Source organism: Tranquillimonas alkanivorans, assembly GCF_900115595.1.
Taxonomy (GTDB): Bacteria; Pseudomonadota; Alphaproteobacteria; order Rhodobacterales; family Rhodobacteraceae; genus Tranquillimonas; species Tranquillimonas alkanivorans.
In genome coordinates this window covers 1-19,596 of sequence record NZ_FOXA01000006.1, presented here as the reverse complement: position 1 = coordinate 19,596, position 19,596 = coordinate 1, and the positions used below count along the sequence as shown (strand labels likewise).

The following is a 19,596-nucleotide window of genomic DNA, read 5'->3' as shown; positions in this document are numbered from 1 at the left end:
AGCCCGCGTGGAGCGCCCGCAGTAGGTGTTGCGGCACTCATGCCCGCCGCTCCTCCGTCCGGGGCGGGAGATCCGTCACCCGGTCCACCACGAAGCTCGTGGCACCGTGGATGACGGCCGAGGCGAAGACGGTGAAGGCGACCAGCGCCCAGATCTGTGCCTCGTTGATGAACTCGATCTGCCCCGCCGCGTAGCCGACGTAATAGACCGACCCGATGCCGCGCACGCCGAAGAACGACACGGTGAGCCGCTCGGCCGGGTTCAGCGCCGTGCCGGTCAGCGACAGCCACGCGACGAGCGGGCGGATGACCAGCAAGAGGCCGAAACCGATCAGCGTGTGCCGCCAGTCCAGCACCGGCCAGAGCAGCGGTAACGTGCTGCCCAGCAGGACGAGCAACAGGGCGGTGAGCGAATGCTCGACGGCCTCGCTGAAGACGTGAAGGCGCCTGTGGAACTCGTGCCGCTCCTGCACGCGGCGGCAGACGAAGCCGGCCATGAACGCGCCGATGAAGCCGTAGCCCTCGGCCAGTTCGACGAGCCCGTAGCACAAAAGGACCGCAGCCAGCGCGATCACGCCCGGCCCGGTCTGCGCCAGCGAGTGCCAGCCCGGCGCCGAGAACAGACTCCGCCCCAGCACCCAACCCACCGCCGCACCCAGAAGCACCCCGACCGCCACGCGGTAGAGAAGGTCCCACAGGACCCAGCGCATGATCCAGTCCGACGGGTCCGAGCCCTCGACCGCGATCAGGAGCCCGAGATAGACGAAGGGGAAAGCCAGCCCGTCGTTCAACCCCGCCTCGGCCGTGAGGGTAAAGCGCACCGGGTGCTCACCGCCCTCCATCGGCGGTCCCACCTGCACATCCCCCGCCAGGACGGGGTCGGTCGGCGCCAGCGCCGCCCCGAGCAGCACCGCGCCGGCCACGGTCATGCCGGCCACGGCCCAGCCCAGGAGCGCCACGGCGCAGATCGTGAGCGGCATGGCGATCGCGAGGAGCCGGAACGCCGGCTGCCAGTTCCTCAGCGTGCCGATGCTGTCGATCTTGAGCCCGGTCGCGAACAGCACGACGATGAGCACGACCTCCGAGATCGCCTCCCACACGCGCGGGCCCTGCGTCGGGTCGAGCGCCGAGGGCATGTTCGGCACGTAGACGTAGGCCAGCATGCCCAGAAGCATCAGGAAGGCGGCCGAGGACGCGTCGCGCCGGAACAGGAGCCGCGGCAGCCAGTGGGCGAGGAAGATCGCCGCGCCTACCGCCGCAAAAAGGACGTGGTACGGGGAAAACTCGAAGTAGCCCGTCATCGCGGCGCCTCCCTTCTTCTGCGGCGGTGCGCTGACTGCCGGAACGGCCTGCTGCTCGCTCCCTGCACACCCGCCGCACTGCGGCCCCGGGCCGTCCGACACGACGCTGTTTGGTCGTACCTCACGGAATGGTATCGCATCGGCGCGTCAGCGGTTGTCCGTGCGCGACCCTCTGCGGTCGCGCACGAACCTTGGCAGCCTCCGCAGTTCCTCCTCGCTCAGGTGCGTCACGATCCGGTGCGCCCCGGCGGCATAGATTTTGTCCAATCCGGCTCCGACCGTGCTTGCCCTGGTTTCTCCTTCGAGGTACCCCGGCGCGGCGACGACCCGCAGGTCATTCGCGTCGATGAGCACCGAGCGGAGCGACACGTCGAGGAGCCCTTCGAGCGCAACGACCGCGCCGACGACGGCGCCATTGGAATCGAGCACGAAGTCCTTCACCTCCCCCACCACCTTTCGATCCTGACGCAGACCATTGAATTCCATCGCCTTCCCAAGCGGAGCGGTGAAGGATGCTTGCCCGCCGTCACCCGCGATGCTGATCAGCTCACTGCCGACGATGTCATCCACCTTAACTTTTGCCTCCTCGGCGCTCGCGCCCGAAGACAGCAGGAAAAACAGCAAGAACGTGAGGCGCAGCATGAGCTTCTCCGCGTGCCGCATATGCGCCAGAAGCCCCGCAGATGAAGATGGTTCCCTTCGGCCCCGAGCGGAAGCGCGTCCCGGCGAAGCGCCGCCCATTCCGGATCGCACAGGACGGCCGGAAAGCAGAACGCAGCGTCGGAACATGCCGCGTGCTATTTGCTCCGGTACGGGATTAGTCTGTACATGATGCTCCGGCCGTCGGAGGTCGAAGCCGCGGGGGAGGGGCCCAGGTGCAAGCGTTGCTGGAATACGCATCCTACATGCCGCACGGCTACTGCCTGTTCTGGCAGCCATGGCTGGTGATCCTCTATGCGGGCTCGGACTTCCTGATCTTCCTTTCCTACTCCGCCATCCCGATCGCCCTGCTCATGTTCCTGCGGCGACGGCCGGACCTGCGCTACCGCGGCCTCGTCGCGCTCTTCGCCGCCTTCATCCTCCTTTGCGGCCTGACGCACCTTGTCTCGATCCTGACGCTCTGGGTCCCCGTCTACCCGCTGCACGGTCTGGTCAAGCTCCTGACGGGGATGGTGTCGGGCATCACGGCCGTCGTGCTGTTCACGCTCATCCCCCGGCTCGTGGCGATCCCGAGCCCGCGACAGCTCGAAGAGGCGAACGCCCGCCTGAGAGCCGAAGTCGCCGCCCACGAGGAGACGCTGGAGAAGCTGCGCGAGGCGCAGCGCGACCTGGAACACAGGGTGGAGCGGCGGACGGCCGAGCTTTCAGAGGCCAACGCGCGGCTTGGGATCGTGACACGGGAAACCGTGCACCGGGGCCGCAACCTTCTGACGATCGTCAGCTCGCTGGCGCGGCAGACGGCGCGGGGCGCGACCGACATCGACGCCTTTCTCCGCACCCTCATGGGTCGGCTCGAGGCGCTTTCGACCGCGACGGCGGCCGTGATCCGCGACCCCTCCAACACCTCGGCGCCGCTCTACAAGATCGTCGCCGAGCAGCTTTCCCCCGTTCTCATGACCTACGGCGAGCGCGTGTCGATCGAGGGCCCGCCGCTCGATATGGCAACGGAGGCGGCGCAGCAGCTCGGCCTCGTCATCCACGAACTCGCTACCAATGCGCAGAAATTCGGCGCGCTGGCGTCGGACGAAGGCCTCGTCCGTATTTCTTGGAGCATCGACGAGCCGGCAAGGCCGGAAAACCTCGTATTCTGCTGGCGGGAATCCGGGGTCAGATCCGAGAAGCGCCCCCCTGTGCAGGCGTCGGGTGGCGGCTTTGGAACGACGCTCCTGCTTCAGGCGGTCCCCGCGATGCTGAGCGGTTTCGCACGAAGGGCAGCCACGCCCGACGGCCTGCTTTACGAGTTGACGATCCCGCTGTCGACCGTGACGCCGAAGGTGCATGTCTCCGATGAATCTACCGGGCCTGCGGACATTGCCTTCGAGTCCCACGGCGGTCCGGCCGTCGCATGAAGGCGATCTCCGGAAACGCCTCCACAACCCTCGCTTCGAGACATCCTGCCTGTAGCTGCACCCACGCGGAGCCGCCGCCGGGCGGGCGCGAACAGCATCCTGCCCTTGGTTGGTGATCCCACCTGAAGTGCAATGCCGAAGGTCCATCAACTCGTGCGTGATATGTCCCGGCCGCTCCAGGTGTGCTCCGCATCCCACTGACCTCGGAGCGCAGGGGACTGTTCGCAATCGCAGCGCTCGCGAGTCCCGCGCTGCAATTCCCGGTGTCCGTAATCAACGTCCACGCTTTTGCGGGTCTGTCTGCTCCGACCATGAACAAGCCTTTCTGGAACAATATCTCAGGTTCTACTTTGGCCGGGCAACACGTATCGTTTCCACGGACCGACTGAAAACGGCGACGTTCGACAGCATCGGCGCCGCGCAGCGGCTCGGCACAGGGCGCATGGCCGGAGGAAGATGTGATGGAGCGAGTTTCTGTGATTGACGCGGCACGGCGCGGCCTCGTGCTGTCGGGCGTCTGGCTGATCCTGACATCGGCCGATCCGGGCGCGTACGCCGTGGGCGCGGTCACCGTCGCCGCGGCCACGTGGCTCAGCTTCAGACTGCGTTCGCCGCGCGCGTCGCCGGTCAACCTGCTGCGGGCGGCATCCCTCCTGCCCGGGTTCCTGTGGCAGTCTCTTCTGGGCGGGGTCGACGTCGCGCGGCGTGCGCTCGATCCGCGACTGCCGCTGGCGCCCGGCTGGTTCGTTCTTCCGGCGCGTCTTCGCGAAGGCAGCCCGCGCGTCGTTCTCGGCGGCGAGTTCAGCTTGTTGCCGGGAACACTCGTCGCTGGCACGCGAAAGGACCGTTTCCTCGTCCACGTGCTGGACCGCACCCGGCCGGTCGAGCGCGAGTTCGAGGCGGGCCAAGAGGAGATGCGCGAGGTCTTCCGAGAGGTGGGTTCATGAGCGAGTGGCTGATCGGCATCGGCTCTCTCCTGCTCGTCGTCACCGCGGCGTCGCTGTGGCGCGTCGCTCGGGGGCCAGAGGCCGCCGACCGCATGATGGGCGGTCAACTGGTGGGAACGACAGGTGTCGCCGTCGTGGTGCTGATTGCCGCGGCCGACGCGGCGTGGGCGGCTCTGGACGTTGCCTTGGTCCTGTCGCTTCTCGCCACCTTCGCGTCGGTGGCCTTCGTCAAGACGGCAAGTCGCGACGGCCTGGGGGATCCGGAGGAAGATCAGTGAGCGCGGCCGACCTCCCCACGGTCGTGCTGACGGGGGCCGGGCTCGTGTTCTTCTGCGCGGGCGCCGCTGGCATGGTTCGGTTCCCCGACACCCACAGCCGACTGCACGCCTTGACCAAGGCCGACAACCTTGGCCTCGGCCTTGTCGTGCTTGGCGTGATGTTTCAGGCGGACGGGGTCGTCCCGGTCCTCAAGCTGACGCTGATATGGATCCTCGCCATCGTCGGATCGGCCATCGCCGCGCAGATCATCGCCCGGGCCACGCTGCCTGCCGACCTGCACGAGGACGATGATTGAGTCGGTATTCGATATCCTTCTTTGCGCGCTCATCGTCGGCGTGGCACTGGCGGCGGTTCTCGGGCCGCGCCTGTTCAGCTCTGTCGTGTTCTTCATCGTCTACGGGCTCTTCCTCTCCGTCGCCTGGACGCACTTGGGTGCCTTCGACGTTGCGCTCGCCGAAGCGGCAATCGGGGCGGGGCTGACGGGCGTGCTGCTGGTGGCCGCGGTGTCCCGGCTGGACCGGCTGGGCGTGAAGGAGCCCGCGCCGGCGCCGCCGGTCGCGCGCGTGACATCCGCCCTGGCCGCCGGCGGGTTGAGCGGCGCGCTCGTGCTGGCCCTGTGGAGCCTCGACCCGGACGGCACCGGGCTTGCGCCGGTGGTCGAGGCCAATCTGCACGCCTCGGGCGTGCGGAACCCCGTCACCGCCGTGCTGCTAAATTTCCGCGCCTACGACACGCTGATCGAAAGCGTCGTCCTGCTTGTCGCGCTGGTCGGGGTGTGGTCGATCGCCGACGAACGGCATTGGGGCGGTGAGCCGGGACTGCGCCAGCATGCCCGGCCCGACGGCGTACTGGCGACCTTCGGGCGGCTGTTGCCGCCCCTGGGCCTTCTCGTCGGCGTCTACATCGTCTGGACCGGCACCGACGATCCGGGCGGGGCCTTCCAGGGCGGCACCATCCTGGCCGCCGTGTGGCTGCTGCTGGCCATGGCGGGGCTGAGCGACGCGCCCGCGATCACACGCCGCCGCCTGCGGCTCGCCGTCATCGCCGGGCCGGGCGTATTCCTTGCCGTCGCCGCGGCCGGTGCGGTCGGCGGAGGGTTCCTCGTCCTGCCAACGGAGTACGCCAAGCCGCTGATCCAAGAGATCGAGGCGGGGTTGGCCCTGTCGATCGCGGCGACGCTCGCTCTTCTCGTCCTGGGGCCGCCGCAACGGGGACCGCGATGAGCGGCGTGGACACGGGGACGATCTTCGCGCTCACTGGCGCCGTGCTGATCGGCATCGGGGTCTACGGCCTTCTGGTGCGCGGGCACATGCTTCGACGGCTGATCGCGTTCAACGTGATGAGTTCTGGGATCTTCCTCATGTTCGGCGCGACCGGAGCGCGCGGTCCCGCCGCCGCGCCCGATCCCGTTCCGCAGGCGCTGATCATCACGGGGCTGGTCGTCGCGCTTGCGGCCACCGCGCTCGTCGTGGCGCTTCTTCTGCGCTACGCCCAGATCACGGGGCGGGCGGCGCTGTCGGAGGATATGCCGGGCGAGGACGACCCTGCGTGATCGCCATGGCCCCGGTCTTCTGCATCATCGTGCCGCTCGCGGCAGCCTTCGCGTCCGTCGTGCGGCCATTGCCGCGACCGCTGGTGGGCTTGGCGATCCTCGTGGTGCTGGGGCTGACCGGCATGACCGTGGCCGAGGTCTGGCAGCAGGGCGCGCACCGCATTCCGGTCGGCGGATGGCAGGCGCCCCTGGGCATCGCGCTCGTGGTCGACGGGCTTTCGGGGGCCCTGCTCGCCACGACCGCGCTGGTCATGACGGCGGTGCTGCTGGCCGCCCTTCCGGAATTCGCCGACCGGGACCGCGAGACGCGGAAGGGCTGGGCCTTCTGGCCGCTGGCCTTCCTGGTCTGGGCGGCGCTGAACGCGGCGTTCCTGTCCGGCGATCTCTTCAACATCTACGTGTCGCTGGAATTCCTGACGCTCGCGACGCTGGCCCTCGTCTCTCTCGAGGAGACGGCCGAGGCGCTTGAGGCGGCGATGCGCTACGCGCTCTTCGCCCTGTTCGGGTCGCTCGCCTACCTCCTCGGGGTCGTACTCCTCTACGCCGCGCACGGAACGCTTGATATCGCCCTACTGTCGCAGGCCGACCTGCAGGGCACCAACAGCATCGTCGCGGCGGCTCTAATTACCACCGGGCTTGCGGCGAAGACCGCGCTCTTCCCGTTCCACGCTTGGCTGCCCCCGGCCCATGCGGGCGCGCCGGCACCGGCGAGCGCCATGCTTTCGGGACTGGTCCCCAAGGCGCCGTTCTTCGTCCTGATCCGCTTCTGGTTCGACGTGGCGCCGGACCTGCCGGGCGAGGCGGCGCTCCAGTTCATCGGCACTCTCGGCGCAGCGGCGATCGTCTACGGGTCGGTGCTGGCGATGCGCCAGACACAACTCAAGCGGCTCGTGGCGTATTCCACGGTTGCGCAGCTCGGATACCTCTTCCTCATCTTCCCGCTGGCGGGCGGAGACGGGCTATCGCAGGTCTGGTCGGCAGGTGCCTGGACGGGCGCGACCTTCCACGCCGTCTCGCACGCGCTGGCCAAGGCTGCGATGTTCCTGGCGGCGGGGCTCGTCGTGCATGCGGCGGGACATGACAGGGTCTCGGCGATGAACGGTCTGACGCAGAGCATGCCGATGACGGCCTTCGCCTTCGGGCTGGCCTCGGTCACGATCATGGGCCTGCCGCCGAGCGGCGGGTTCGTCGCTAAGTACCTGCTGCTGACCGCCGCATTCTCCAGCGGGCAGTTCATTTGGGCCGCGGTCATCGTCGCGGGCGGTGTTCTCGCCGCCGGATACGTGTTCCGACCGCTCTCCCGCACATTCTTCCACGGCCACGTACAGACGGTCGCGGTTCCCCGGCGCCAGCAGGCCGTGCCGCTGACGCTCGCCGCGCTGGCGCTGTTGTTGGGGATCGTGTCGTCGGCGCCGTACGCGTTCCTGCAGACCGGACGGCCGATCGCGGCCGAGGAGGGGCTGGAATGACGCCGTTCCTGCCGGCCCTCATCCTGGGCAGCGCCCTGGTGCCGGGGATCATCACCTTCTTCCTGCCGGAAGAGAGGGTCCGGCTGCGCAACGCGCTGAACCTCGGCGGCGCGCTCGTGAAGCTCGGCCTCGTCGTCTTCCTGGTCGCCGAGGTCAACCGCGGCCGGATCTACGAAACCTCGTTCGACCTCGTTCCCGGCCTGCCGATGGTCCTGCGGCTCGACGCGCTTGGGTTGCTGTTCGTCACGCTTTCCACGGTGCTGTGGCTGCTGACCACCGTCTACGCCATCGGGTACTTCGGGCGCCGCCGCAACCTGAGCCGCTTTTTCGGCTTCTTTAGCCTGTGCGTGTTCTCGACCACCGGCATCGCCTTCTCGGGCACGCTCGTCACGCTGTTCTTCTTCTACGAGCTCCTCACGCTGGCGACCTGGCCCCTGGTGGTCCACTGGGGCGACGCGGCCTCGATCCGGGCGGGCCGGCGGTACCTCGTCTACACCATGTCGGGCAGCGCAGTGCTCCTGTTCGCCATCGTCTGGCTGGAAAGCACGGTCGGCCCCGTCGAGTTCACCGTGCCGGCCGAGATGGCGGCGATGCAGGACTGGACGGCGCGCGGCATCCTCGTCCTCCTGGTCGCGGGGCTTGGCGTGAAGGCCGCGCTTGTCGGGCTGCACCGGTGGCTTCCGGCGGCCATGGTGGCCCCGGCCCCTGTGAGCGCGCTTTTACACGCGGTCGCCGTGGTCAAGGCGGGGGCCTTCGGGATCGTACGGATCGTCTATGACGTCTACGGCATCGAGTTGGTCCACGAGCTAAGCATGACCCTGCCCCTCGCGCTGGCGGCGTCGGCGACGATCCTCTTCGGGTCGCTCATGGCACTTGGGCAGCGGCAACTTAAGCCGTTGCTGGCCTACTCCACGGTTAGCCAAGTGTCCTACATCCTGCTCGGCGCGGCGCTCTTCAGCCCCTACGCGACCATCGGGGGGCTCGTCCACCTGGTGCATCAGGGGCTGATGAAGATCACGCTGTTCTTCTGCGCCGGCGTCTTCGACGAGCGCGCCGGCATTCACGACATCGACGAGCTCGACGGCATCGGCGCGCGCATGCCTTGGACGTCGGTGGCCTTCACCATCGGCGCGCTCGGAATGATCGGCCTGCCGCCCATCGCGGGCTTCGTCAGCAAGTGGTACCTGGGGCTAGGGGGCGTGGGTGCAGGACACGAGTGGGTGGTCGCGGTGCTCGCGGCCTCGTCGCTTCTGAACTGCGCCTACTTCCTGCCGGTTCTGACGCGCATCTGGTTTCGCGCACCCGGACCGCACGCCGCCGCCGCCAAGCGCGAAGTGCCGGCCGCGCTCGTGGTGCCGCCCGCAATCACGGCGGCCGCGGCGCTGGCCGCGGGTCTTTTTGCCGCATTCGCCTACAGTCCGCTCGGCTGGGCCACCCTCATTGTCGGGCGGGAGTATACACCGTGATGCTTCCCGGCCCGCTGCTTCCGCTTGCTGTCTTGGCCGTGCCGCTGGGGATGGGTCTGCTGGCCGTCCTGCCGAGGATGCGGGCGCACGCCCTGCTGATGTTGCCGGTCGCGCCCTTGCCCGCCCTCGCCCTCGCGGTTTTCGGCGCACGCGGCGAGGCGGACGCCGCCGACATCCTCCTCGGGATGCGGCTGGGCCTCGACGACAGGTCGGCGCTGTTTCTTGCAGCGTCCGCGTTCCTGTGGATGCTGGCGGGGCTTTTCGCCACCGCCTACATGCGCGACACCGGCAAGCGCGAGGTCTTCACCGGCTTCTGGTGCCTGACGCTCGCGGGGAACCTCGGCGTGTTCCTGGCGCAAGACGCGATCACCTTCTACGCCAGCTTCACGGCGGTGTCGCTGCCGGCCTATATCCTCATCGTGCACGAGGCGACCCGCGCCGCGCTGCGGGCCGGGCGGATCTACATGATCCTCGCCCTGATCGGCGAGACGAGCTTCCTTGCCGGGCTGATCCTCGCGGGCGTCCAGGCGGAAAGCCCGATGATCCCGGAGGTCAGCGCGGCCATCTCGACCGCGCCGCAGGGCGACCTGATCCTCGGGCTCCTCCTTGTCGGTCTTGGGATCAAGGCGGGCCTCGTTCCGCTCCACGTCTGGCTTCCTCTGGCCCATCCCGAGGCGCCGACGCCGGCCTCGGCGGTGCTCAGCGGCGCCATCGTCAAGGCCGGGCTGTTCGGCATGATCCAGTTCTTCCCGACCGGCACAGGCATGGAGGGCTGGAGCACGCTGCTGGTCTGGGCGGGGCTCATCGGCGCCTATTTCGGCATCTTCGCGGGGCTGACGCAGACAAAGGTGAAGGCGGTGCTCGCCTATTCCACGGTCAGCCAGATGGGCCTGATGATCGCGGCGGTCGGCGTGGCACTGGCCGCCAACGACCCGCCGCACGTCTTCAACCTGGTCGCGCTCTATGCCGCGCACCACGGGCTGGCGAAGGGTGCGCTTTTCCTTTCGACGGGGGTGGCACACCGGACACCACGCAAGCGGCTGTGGCCGCTGCTGGCCGTCGTCGCTGTCGTTTCGCTTTCGGTGGCGGGCTTTCCCTTCACGGGTGGCGGGGCGACGAAGACCGCGCTGAAAAGCGCGTTCCATGGCCCGGAAGCGACGCTTGTCGCGGCATCGGCCGCGGGGACCGGGCTGCTTCTGCTGCGGTTTTGGTATCTGCTTCGCTTCCAGGCCGCCGACGCGCCCGGAGCGCGTGCCGGCCTTGCGCTGTCCGCCCCCCTTTACGCCGCGATCGCTGCGGCGTTGCTCCTTCCCTGGGTCCTGCTCGGCTTCGCCGGGCTCGAGACGGCGTACATCCTGAAGCCATCGAACCTGCTGAGCGGTATCTGGCCGCTCGTCGCCGGCGCGGTGATCGGGGGCGCCGCCTGGGCGCTCCGGCCGCCCCGCCCTCCGGTTCCCCCCGGCGACCTCGTGGTGCCGGTCGAGCGTGCCGTCAGGCGGGCTGCGCACCGGCACCTGAGGTTCGCATTCCCGCGGCCGCAGATCCGCCCGGCCCTTCGCCCCGAGCGGCTGGAGCGTCTGCTGACGAGATGGGACACGGCTGGCCTGCTCCTGCTGGCCTTCGCGCTTGGCCTTACCCCGCTGTTGCTTCTGTGACGCTGGCCCCGGCAGCCCGCCGCGATCAGGCGGTCTGCCCGCGCAGTGCAGGAAGTCCGATGCCCGTCGAGCCGAAGCCGCCGTCGGAGGCGACGGTCTGGCCCGTGACATAGCTCGCGCGGCCGGAGCAGAGGAAGACGATTACCTCCGCAATCTCCTGTTCGCTGCCATAGCGGTTCAGCGGGATGGCGTCGTGATAGGCAGCCCGGATCTCGGGCGAGTGCACGGCGAGGGCGAGCTTCGTGTCCACGGGCCCCGGCGCGACGCAGTTGGCGCGGATGCCCCACTCGCCCAGTTCCGCCGCCTGCTGCTTGGTCAGGTGGATCACCGCCGCCTTGGACGTGCCGTAGGCGACGCGCAGCGTGCTGGCCCGCAGGCCCGAGATCGAGGCTATGTTGACGATGGCGCCGCGCGTCTCGCGCAGGTGCGGGACCAGCGCCTGCGACATCAGGAACACACCGTCGAGGTTCGTCTCCATCACGCGCCGCCAGCGGGTGAAGTCGTGCTCCTGGATTGGCCCGAAATCGGCGACGCCGGCGTTGTTCACCAGGGCGTCGACCCGGTCGAACGCGCCCGCGACCTCCGCCGCCATCGCGTCGACCTGATCGGGGTGCGAGACGTCGCAGACCACCGGGTGCACGTCCTGCAACTGCCCCGCCGCATCGTGCAGCGCGTCGGCGTCGCGGTCGATCATGGCGACGGCATAGCCGTCGGCCAGGAACAGCTTCGTCGTGGCGAGCCCGATGCCACGGGCCGCGCCGGTGACCACGGCGACTTTGCGCGTCATGTCCACTCCTCCCTGAATCTCATTTGATGAAGGCAACCAGCGCCAGCGACAGGCCGGGCAGCGCCGCGATCACTGCCAAGCCGATGATGCTGGTGAGCAGAAACGGCAGCGCGCCCCGCGCGATGCGCTCGATGGAAAGCCGCGTGACGTTGGCGGCGACGTAGAGATTGATCCCGACGGGCGGTGTGATCAGCCCGATGGCGAGGTTCACCATCACCATCACGCCGAACCATACCGGGTCCCACCCCAGTTCTCGCGTCACCGGCAGGAAGATCGGCAGAGAGATGAACATCACCGTCACCGGGTCCATGAACATCCCGGCAATCAGCAGGATCACCATGATGACCATGAGGATCACCCACTCGTTCCCGCTGATCCCCAGCAGCGCGGTCGAGTAGGTGCCGATCAGGTCGTCCACCGTCACCACCCAGCCGAACAGGCTGGCATATGCGACCACCAGCATCACGACGGCCGAGGACGCGGCCGCGTCGCTCAGCGCGTCGTAGAGCCCCCGGAAGGTGAGCGTGCGATAGGCCAGCGCGCCGACGCCCAGGGCATAGACGGTGGCCACCAGCGCCGCTTCGGTCGGGGTGAAGACGCCCGAGTAGATGCCGCCCAGGATCACAACCGGCGTCATCAGGCCCCAGAACGACTCCCGGAAGGCGGTCCAGAGGCGGCGGCCATAGGGCTGGCCCCCGTAGGGCGCGGGATCCAGCGCCTCAAGGCTCGGCGCGCCGCCATGACCGGGCTTCTTGGCGAAGGGCAGGGTGGCCAGCATCGTCAGGCCCATGAACAGGCCCGGCACGATGGCGGCGATGAAGAGTTGGGAGATCGACGTCTCGGCGATCACGCCGAAGATGACGAGCCCGATGGACGGCGGGATGACGATGGACAGGGCCGCGCCGGTGCAGACGAGGCCCGAGGCATAGGCGCGGGAGTATCCGTCCTCCTCCATCCCCTTGATGATCATCGGGCCGATCGCCGCCACGGATGCGGGGCCCGAGCCGCTGACCGCGCCCCAGAACAGGCAGACCACGGTACCCACGACGCCCATGCCGCCGGGGGTGGAGCCGATGAGCACGCGGAAGAACCGGATCATCCGCTCGGCGATCCCGAGCGAGCCCATCAGCGTGCCGGCGAGGATGAAGAAGGGGATCGCCAGCAGCGAGAACTTGGTGATGCCGGTCGCGATCAGATCGCCGGCCAGTTCCAAGCCGAAGCCGATCAGCCACATCGCGTACATCGCGGAAAGGCCGAGCGCGAAGGCCACGGGCACACGCAGGGCCATCAACACGAAGAAGGCGATGATCATCTGCGAGCCGGCCGAGATGTCGGGCAGGAACTCAGACATCGGGATAGGCCTGCGGCTCAGGCGCCCGGGCGCCGACGGTCTCGTGAACGTGCTGGAGATAGCGCACGATGATCAGCGCGAAGCCGAAGGGCACGGCCGCCTGGTAATACCAAGCGGGCAGGCCGAGCGCGTACGAGCGCATGCCGTTGTCCACGAGGTTCATCAGCACCTGCCACGAGAAGTAGGCCGACATGGCCAGCAGGAGGACCGACAGCGCGGCCGCCAGCAGGAACACCGCGACGCGCAGGGGGCGGGGCAGGAGGTCGTGGACGAGCGTCACTGCCAGATGCTCGCCCCGCCGCGCGGCGATGGCCGAGCCGAAGATGGTCAGCAGCAGGAACCCGTTTGTCAGAAGCTCTTCGGTCGCGGCGAGCGAGAAGTTGGTGCCGTATCTGACCACCACGTTGGCGAAGCCCAGGAGGGTCATCGCCAGGAAGATGATCGCGCACACGATCTTCTCGGCTTCGCGCAGGATGAAGGCCAGCACCGCTCTCGTCCTCGGGGAAAATCAGGGGGTGGCGCGGGCCCGGCTTGCGGGCCCGCGCGTGTCCGTCACTCGGTCGCCGCGATGGCGTCCTGGAAGGCGGACACGATCTCGGGGCCGACGCGCTCGGCCCACTGGTCGAAGGCGGGCTGCGTCGCTTCGCGGAACGCCTGAAGCTCGGCGTCCGACGGTTCATAGACCTCCATGCCCTGCTCGCGCAGGAAATCGACGCCCTTGGCCGTGCCTTCGCGGGTGATCTCGCGCTGGTAGGCCATCGCCTCTTCGGCAGCGGCACGGATCTGTTCCTGCGTCTCGGCGTCGTAGCTGTCCCACTTCTCTTTCGAGATGCCGAGGAAGATCGGGTCGTAGGAATAGTGCCAGGTGGTGATGTAGTCCTGCACCTCGTAGACCTGCTGCGGAATGATCACCGCGCCGATCGGGTTCTCCTGCCCGTCGACCACGCCCTGCTGCAGGGCGGTCAGCGTCTCGCCCCACTGCATCTGCTGGGGGTTGGCGCCGAGCGCGTTCATCACGTCGATGTACATCGGGCCCGCGACGCGCATGTTCAGGCCTTCCATGTCCGCCGGCGACTTGATCGGGCGGACGTTGTTGGTCACCTCGCGGAAGCCGTTTTCGCCCCACGCCAGGACCTCGATGCCCTTGTCGCGCAGGATGTCCTCGAGCAGGTCTGCCGGCGCGCCCTGGGTCGTCGCGTCCACCTGGTCGTAGTTGGCGTAGAGGTAGGGCAGCGAGAAGACGGCCATCTCGGGCACCAGCGGCGTCACGTTGATCGCCGAGGTCACCACGAGGTCGAGCGCACCGCGGCCCACCATCTCGGCCTGGCGCATCTGGTCGCCGCCCGAAAGCTGGGCGTTGGGGAAGACACGCGCGTCGATCTCGCCGCCGGTCTTCTCGGACAGAAGCTCGGCGAAGCGCTCGGCGCCCTGATGCCAGGTCGTGGTGTCGCCGGTGTTGTGCGACAGGCGCAGCGTCTCGGCCGAGGCGGCGGTGACGGCGAGCACGGCGGCCAGGGCGGTCGTCGCGCCGAGTTTGGCGAATGTCATGGTTACTCCTCCACTTTCCCTCTTTGCGGCGGGTCCTTCGGGGTCGCCCGGCCCGCAGTGTTCACAATATGGATCAAAGAATGCTGCCGGAGACAAGCCGAACTTGCAATTTTCGGCTAGCAAACTCACAATCTCATGGAATTTATCGCTCAGACGGTATCGGAAGCAAGAAGGTGGTCCACATCGTGAACCAGCAGGTGCCCCCCAGTCCGCCCGGCGGGACGCAGAGCGTGGACCGCGCATTGGCGCTGCTCAGCCTGATCGGCCGGCAGCCCGAGAGGGGTGTGTCGCTGACCGCGCTTGTGGCGGAATCGGGGCTGAACAAGCCGACGGCCAGACGGCTGGTGCTGGCGCTGATGCGGGCGGGCCTGGTCGAGCAGAACCCCGACTCGCGCCTCTACCGGCTGGGCGAGGAGGCGTATGTCCTTGGCACTCTGGCGGCCCGGCGGCACGGGCTTCTCGAGATGGCCGGAGAGGCCCTGCGTCGCCTGGCGCGAGAGACCGGCGACACCGCTTTCGTCTCGGTCCGCCGCGACACGGCCTCGGTGTGCCTGCACCGCGAGGAAGGGACCTATCCGATCCGGACCCATGCGCTGATGCCCGGCAACCACCATCCGCTTGGGGTCGGGGCGGGATCGCTGGCGATGCTGGCCGCGTTGCCGGAGGAAGAGGCCGAGGCGGTGCTTGGGGCGAATGCCGGCGTGCTGGCCTCGGACTACCCGGGCCTCGCAACAGAGATGCTGCGCGACCACGTGGCGCGCACCCGCGCAGCCGGGTACGCCACCAACCCTGGCCTGATCTTCCCCGACTCCTGGGGCATCGGCGTTGCGCTGCGCCGCCCCGACGGAACGGTGGCCGGGGCCGTGTCGCTCGCCGCGATAGAGAGCCGAATGCAGACCCCCCGACGTGAAGAGCTCGCCCGCCTGCTTCAGGCCGAGGCCGAGCAGATCGAAAAGCGACTCGCGCAGGTCTATGCCGCGCGGTCGGCCAATGGAGGAGACCCCGCACGATGACACGGGCACAGATCGTGGGCTGGGCCCACACCCAGTTCGGCAAGTCCGAGCTTCCCGACACCGAGGCGCTGATGGCCGCCGCTGTCGATCCCGCGCTCGAGCATGCGGGCACCACGCCCGAGGACGTTGACGGCATCTTCGTCGGCGTGTTCAACAACGGCTTCTCGAAGCAGGACTTCCAGGGCGCGCTGGTCGCGATGGGGGACGAGCGCTTCGCCCACACCCCGGCCACCCGCTACGAGAACGCTTGCGCCACCGGTTCGGCCGCGCTGCACGGCGCGATGGACTTCATCGAGGCCGGGCGCGGCCGCATCGCGCTTGTCGTGGGCGCCGAGAAGATGACCGCCACGCCCACGGCCGAGGTCGGGGACATCCTGCTCGGAGCGAGCTATCGCAAGGAGGAGGCGGACATCGACGCGGGCTTTGCCGGGCTCTTCGGCCAGATCGCCAACGGTTATTTCCAGCGCTACGGCGACCGCTCGGAAGAGCTGGCGATGATCGCGGCGAAGAACCACGCCAACGGCATGGCCAACCCGTTCGCGCACATGCGCAAGGACTTCGGCGTGGCCTTCTGCAACGCGGTCTCCGATAAGAACCCCCAGGTCGCCGGGCCGCTTCGGCGCACCGACTGCTCGCTCATCTCGGACGGCGCGGCGGCGCTGGTGCTGGCCAATGCCGAAACGGCTGCCGAGATGAAGCGCGCCATCGCCTTCCGCGCCCGGGTGCAGGCCAACGACATCATGGCGCTGTCCCGCCGCGACGTGACCCAGTTCGCCGGTGCCCGCCGCGCCTGGGCCGCCGCGCTCGAACAGGCGGGCCTGACGCTCGACGACCTGTCGCTGGTCGAGACCCACGACTGCTTCACCATCGCGGAATTGCTGGAATACGAGGCGATGGGCCTGGCCGAGCCGGGGCAGGGCCACCGCGTGATCCGCGAGGGCGTGACGCAGAAGGACGGCCGGCTGCCGGTGAACGCCTCGGGAGGCCTGAAGTCGAAGGGCCACCCCATCGGGGCCACGGGCGTGTCGATGCACGTGATGGCCGCGATGCAACTGGCGGAAGAAGCGGGCGACATGCAGATCCCCGGCGCCGAGCGCGCTGGCGTGTTCAACATGGGCGGCGCGGCGGTGGCCAACTACGTCTCGATCCTGGAGCGCGTCTCTTGAGCATCGACCTGTCCGGCGGCAACGCGCCCGTCTCGACCCGCGTGATGAACCTGTCGCACTTCCTCACCGAAAGCGCCCGGAGATTGGGCGACGCCACCGGCTTCGTCTGGGGCGAGCGCACCTGGAGCTGGGCCGAGATGGAGGCCCGCGCCGCCGCCTTCGCCCGCGCCCTGCGCGAGGAGTACGGCGTACGGAAGGGCGATCGCGTGCTGGTGCAGTCGGCCAACTGCAACCAGATGTTCGAGTCGATGTTCGCCTGCTGGCGCATCGGCGCGATCTGGGTGCCCGCAAACTATCGCCAGTCGGCCGAAGAGGTCGCATGGCTCGCGCAGTCCTCTCGGGCGTGCGGCCTGATCTGCGGCGGGGCGTTCGCGGGTCACGCCGAAGCTTGCGCGCCGCACGTGGAGTTCACCGTCTCGATCGGCGAGTCCGGCTTCGGCGAGGACTTCGACGCGCTCGTCGCGCGCCACGCCGGCCAGCCGCTCGCGCCAGTGGCGGTGGACCGCGACGACCCGGCGTGGTTCTTCTTCACCTCGGGCACCACGGGCCGCCCCAAGGCCGCGGTGCTCACACATGGGCAGATGGCCTTCGTCGTCACCAACCACCTGTGCGACTTGATGCCGGACACGGGCCCCGACGACGCCTCGGTCGTGGTCGCACCGCTGTCGCACGGCGCGGGCATCCACCAGCTTGCGCAGGTGGCCCACGGGGTGAAGACCGTGCTGCCCGCGGGCGAGAAGTTCGACCCGGTCGAGATATGGTCGCTGGTCGAGCGGTGGAAGGTCAGCAACCTCTTCACCGTGCCGACCATCGTGAAGCTGCTCGTCGAGCATCCGTCGGTGGACGTCCACGACCGCTCCAGCCTGCGCTACATGATCTATGCCGGCGCGCCGATGTACCGCGCCGACCAGGTGCGCGCCCTGGACAAGCTGGGACCGGTGCTGGTGCAGTATTTCGGGCTGGGCGAGGTGACGGGAAATATCACCGTCCTGCCGCCCACGCATCATCACGCCGATGATCGGCACATGCGGATCGGTACCTGCGGCTTCGCCCGCACCGGCATGCAGGTTCAGGTGCAGGACGCCGAGGGGCGGGACTTGCCGCCGGGCGAGACGGGCGAGATCGCCGTGATCGGACCCGCCGTCTTCGCCGGCTACTTCGACAACCCCGAGGCCAACGCCAAGAGTTTCCGCGACGGCTGGTTCCTGACCGGCGACCTGGGCCACATGGACGAGCAGGGCTTCCTCTACCTCACCGGCCGGCAGTCCGACATGTACATCTCGGGCGGGTCGAACGTGTATCCGCGCGAGATCGAGGAGAAGATACTGGAGCATCCGGACATCTCGGAGGTGGCGGTTCTGGGCGTGCCGGACCCGAAATGGGGGGAGGTCGGCGTGGCAGTCTGCGTGGCCCGCGCGGATGCCGAACCCGACGCCGACGCTCTTCTGTCGTGGCTCGACGGCAGGGTCGCGCGCTACAAGATGCCCCGCTTCGTCGTCTTCTGGAGCGAGATGCCGAAATCCGCCTATGGCAAAATTACCAAGAAGATGATCCGCGCCGAGCTGGAAGCGCGGGGACACCTGCCGGCGCCGGTGGAATGACGGCCGGTCCCGGCGCGCGCATCCGTCACCCGGGGCCGGTGCAGGCGGACCGTCACTCGGCCGTCCCGTGCCGGTTGCATCCGCTGTCGCTGACGCTTCCGGCGCACGCCCCGTTGCACGACGCGCTGGTGCAGGCGGTCGGGGCAGCGGGTTACCGCGCCGCCTATCTACGGCTCTCGGATGTCGAGGTCGAAGCCCTCGACTACGTCATCCCCGCGCCCGCACCGGGCGACGGCCGCGCCGCGTGGTACAGCGACACGAGGCACATAGAGAAAGCCTGCATCCACTTCGCGGGCCTGCACCTGGGCGAAAAGGCGGGGGAACCTTTCGCCCATTGCCACGGGATCTGGAGCGGCGCCGACGGCCGCCGCGCGATGGGCCATCTGTTGCCCGAGGGCCGCACGCTGACACGGCAGGTCAAGGTCGAAGGGTGGGGCATCTCAGGCGCGATCCTGCGGGTGCAGGACGATGCCGAGACCGGCTTCTCTCTTTTTGCGCCGGTTGCGAGCGGCGCGCCATCGGCCGGCGGAGCGCAGGGGCTGCTCTACACCCTGCGGCCCAACAGCGACGTCACCGAGGCGGTGGAGCAAGTTGCTCGGGCGCACCGAATGAGGGATTGCGCGGTCGAGGGTCTTGGCAGTCTGGTAGGCACCACGTTCGTCGGAGGCGCGGGCAACAACAGTTACGCCACCGAGGTGCTAGTCACGGAGGGGGCGGTGTCCAACGGTAAAGCCGCGATCACCGCCGCCTCGGTCGGGTTCGACGGCAGCTTCCGGAAAGGCGTTCTTCGGCGCGGCGTCAACAATGTCTGCGTGACCGCCGAAATGCTGTTCCGCATGTGCTGACGGAGATTTGCTGACATCCGTCAGCCGGTTCATCAGATGCGTGGTGCTGCGGTCGTTGTTGCGGAAGAGGACGGCGAAGCGGGTTTTGCGTTCTATAAGCGAGGCGACGTTCGCGTTGCCGTGGGCGCGCTCGAAGATCATCAAATCGCCCTCCCAGTCGCCGAACGTCTCGCGCGACGAGACGTGTTCCGGGCGCTCATGAATGGATCGGTCTGGCGGACATGCTTGGTCGCGCGGTCTGCGGGAATATCTCGCCTGGCGCTTCTTGCGACGGCTGGGCAGATAGTGCGCCAGCTCAGCGGATCGGCCATCGGAGCCGTAAATGCAGGCATAGATCGTCTCGTGGCTGACACGGACAGGAAGGCCTTCATGGAGCAGGCGACCGGCAATCGGTGCTGGCGATCAGCCTTCTTTCGGTTGCGCGACCACCGCCTCGCGGAGCTCTTCCAGGCGTACCTGGAGTGCCCCCGCTGGAGTGGTCCGCCCCCAGGGATAAAATGATCCCGTTATGGAGAGGACCAGAGAATGGCTGGGAAGCGAGAGAAGCC

Annotated in this window: 19 protein-coding genes and 1 pseudogene; 13 read left to right on the top strand and 7 right to left on the bottom strand. The window is 68.3% G+C overall.

What is annotated here, in order from left to right; all coding sequences use genetic code 11:
• Positions 1–37 precede the first annotated feature (37 nt).
• Both BM162_RS09030 and BM162_RS09025 read right to left on the bottom strand, forming a co-directional pair.
• Positions 38–1,300, bottom strand: a complete 1,263-nt coding sequence (locus tag BM162_RS09030; RefSeq protein ID WP_093420688.1) for a cation:proton antiporter — start codon at positions 1,298–1,300, stop codon at positions 38–40.
• 147 nt (positions 1,301–1,447) lie between these two features.
• Positions 1,448–1,942, bottom strand: a complete 495-nt coding sequence (locus BM162_RS09025) for a hypothetical protein (protein ID WP_143096130.1) — start codon at positions 1,940–1,942, stop codon at positions 1,448–1,450.
• A 233-nt stretch (positions 1,943–2,175) separates the two neighbouring features.
• Here BM162_RS09025 and BM162_RS09020 point away from each other — a divergent pair, with 233 nt between their 5' ends.
• The 9 genes from BM162_RS09020 to BM162_RS08980 all read left to right on the top strand — a co-directional run bounded on the left by BM162_RS09020 (position 2,176) and on the right by BM162_RS08980 (position 10,737).
• The gene (locus BM162_RS09020; RefSeq protein WP_143096129.1) at positions 2,176–3,369 is read left to right on the top strand and encodes a sensor histidine kinase; all 1,194 of its coding nucleotides are present in this window, start codon (positions 2,176–2,178) and stop codon (positions 3,367–3,369) included.
• A 461-nt stretch (positions 3,370–3,830) separates the two neighbouring features.
• A complete protein-coding gene (locus BM162_RS09015; RefSeq protein WP_093420680.1) occupies positions 3,831–4,316 on the top strand; it encodes a Na+/H+ antiporter subunit E in 486 nt (161 codons plus the stop codon).
• Entirely contained in the window at positions 4,313–4,594 is a 282-nt protein-coding gene (locus tag BM162_RS09010) for an MrpF/PhaF family protein (RefSeq protein WP_093420678.1), read from the top strand. The genes BM162_RS09015 and BM162_RS09010 overlap by 4 nt, the downstream gene beginning before the upstream one ends.
• Positions 4,591–4,890, top strand: coding sequence for a monovalent cation/H(+) antiporter subunit G (locus BM162_RS09005; protein WP_218153082.1), 300 nt, complete (start codon positions 4,591–4,593; stop codon positions 4,888–4,890). Before BM162_RS09010 ends, BM162_RS09005 begins: the two co-directional genes overlap by 4 nt.
• Positions 4,883–5,818: a hydrogenase subunit MbhD domain-containing protein gene (locus BM162_RS09000; protein ID WP_093420675.1), complete on the top strand. Its 936-nt coding sequence runs from the start codon at positions 4,883–4,885 to the stop codon at positions 5,816–5,818. The genes BM162_RS09005 and BM162_RS09000 overlap by 8 nt, the downstream gene beginning before the upstream one ends.
• Positions 5,815–6,147: an NADH-quinone oxidoreductase subunit K gene (locus BM162_RS08995; protein WP_093420673.1), complete on the top strand. Its 333-nt coding sequence runs from the start codon at positions 5,815–5,817 to the stop codon at positions 6,145–6,147. Before BM162_RS09000 ends, BM162_RS08995 begins: the two co-directional genes overlap by 4 nt.
• 5 nt (positions 6,148–6,152) lie before the next feature.
• Positions 6,153–7,616 carry a complex I subunit 5 family protein gene (locus tag BM162_RS08990; protein ID WP_245759228.1) on the top strand — a complete coding sequence of 488 codons (1,464 nt, stop codon included), beginning with the start codon at positions 6,153–6,155 and terminating at the stop codon, positions 7,614–7,616.
• Positions 7,613–9,082, top strand: a complete 1,470-nt coding sequence (locus BM162_RS08985) for a complex I subunit 5 family protein (RefSeq protein WP_093420668.1) — start codon at positions 7,613–7,615, stop codon at positions 9,080–9,082. Before BM162_RS08990 ends, BM162_RS08985 begins: the two co-directional genes overlap by 4 nt.
• The gene (locus BM162_RS08980) at positions 9,082–10,737 is read left to right on the top strand and encodes a complex I subunit 5 family protein (RefSeq protein WP_093420665.1); all 1,656 of its coding nucleotides are present in this window, start codon (positions 9,082–9,084) and stop codon (positions 10,735–10,737) included. Before BM162_RS08985 ends, BM162_RS08980 begins: the two co-directional genes overlap by 1 nt.
• Positions 10,738–10,762: 25 nt before the next feature.
• Here BM162_RS08980 and BM162_RS08975 read toward each other — a convergent pair whose 3' ends face one another.
• The 4 genes from BM162_RS08975 to BM162_RS08960 all read right to left on the bottom strand — a co-directional run bounded on the left by BM162_RS08975 (position 10,763) and on the right by BM162_RS08960 (position 14,423).
• A complete protein-coding gene (locus tag BM162_RS08975; protein ID WP_093420662.1) occupies positions 10,763–11,524 on the bottom strand; it encodes an SDR family NAD(P)-dependent oxidoreductase in 762 nt (253 codons plus the stop codon).
• A 19-nt stretch (positions 11,525–11,543) separates the two neighbouring features.
• Positions 11,544–12,875, bottom strand: a complete 1,332-nt coding sequence (locus tag BM162_RS08970; protein WP_093420660.1) for a TRAP transporter large permease — start codon at positions 12,873–12,875, stop codon at positions 11,544–11,546.
• Positions 12,868–13,362, bottom strand: coding sequence for a TRAP transporter small permease (locus BM162_RS08965; protein WP_245759214.1), 495 nt, complete (start codon positions 13,360–13,362; stop codon positions 12,868–12,870). The genes BM162_RS08970 and BM162_RS08965 overlap by 8 nt, the downstream gene beginning before the upstream one ends.
• 65 nt (positions 13,363–13,427) lie before the next feature.
• Positions 13,428–14,423, bottom strand: coding sequence for a DctP family TRAP transporter solute-binding subunit (locus BM162_RS08960; protein WP_093420657.1), 996 nt, complete (start codon positions 14,421–14,423; stop codon positions 13,428–13,430).
• Between the two features lie 173 nt (positions 14,424–14,596).
• Here BM162_RS08960 and BM162_RS08955 point away from each other — a divergent pair, with 173 nt between their 5' ends.
• From BM162_RS08955 to BM162_RS22360, 4 genes are read left to right on the top strand one after another with little or no spacing between them, the layout of a single operon-like run.
• The gene (locus BM162_RS08955; RefSeq protein ID WP_245759213.1) at positions 14,597–15,436 is read left to right on the top strand and encodes an IclR family transcriptional regulator; all 840 of its coding nucleotides are present in this window, start codon (positions 14,597–14,599) and stop codon (positions 15,434–15,436) included.
• Positions 15,433–16,602 carry an acetyl-CoA acetyltransferase gene (locus BM162_RS08950; RefSeq protein WP_093420651.1) on the top strand — a complete coding sequence of 390 codons (1,170 nt, stop codon included), beginning with the start codon at positions 15,433–15,435 and terminating at the stop codon, positions 16,600–16,602. Before BM162_RS08955 ends, BM162_RS08950 begins: the two co-directional genes overlap by 4 nt.
• Positions 16,603–16,604: 2 nt before the next feature.
• A complete protein-coding gene (locus BM162_RS08945) occupies positions 16,605–18,203 on the top strand; it encodes an acyl-CoA synthetase (RefSeq protein WP_093421116.1) in 1,599 nt (532 codons plus the stop codon).
• Positions 18,200–19,048: a PPC domain-containing DNA-binding protein gene (locus BM162_RS22360; protein WP_143096127.1), complete on the top strand. Its 849-nt coding sequence runs from the start codon at positions 18,200–18,202 to the stop codon at positions 19,046–19,048. Before BM162_RS08945 ends, BM162_RS22360 begins: the two co-directional genes overlap by 4 nt.
• Before the next feature lie 12 nt (positions 19,049–19,060).
• On the opposite strand, the pseudogene BM162_RS23225 reads toward BM162_RS22360, so the two are convergent.
• Positions 19,061–19,504: pseudogene (locus BM162_RS23225) on the bottom strand (IS30 family transposase); the annotation flags it as partial.
• Positions 19,505–19,596 lie beyond the last annotated feature (92 nt).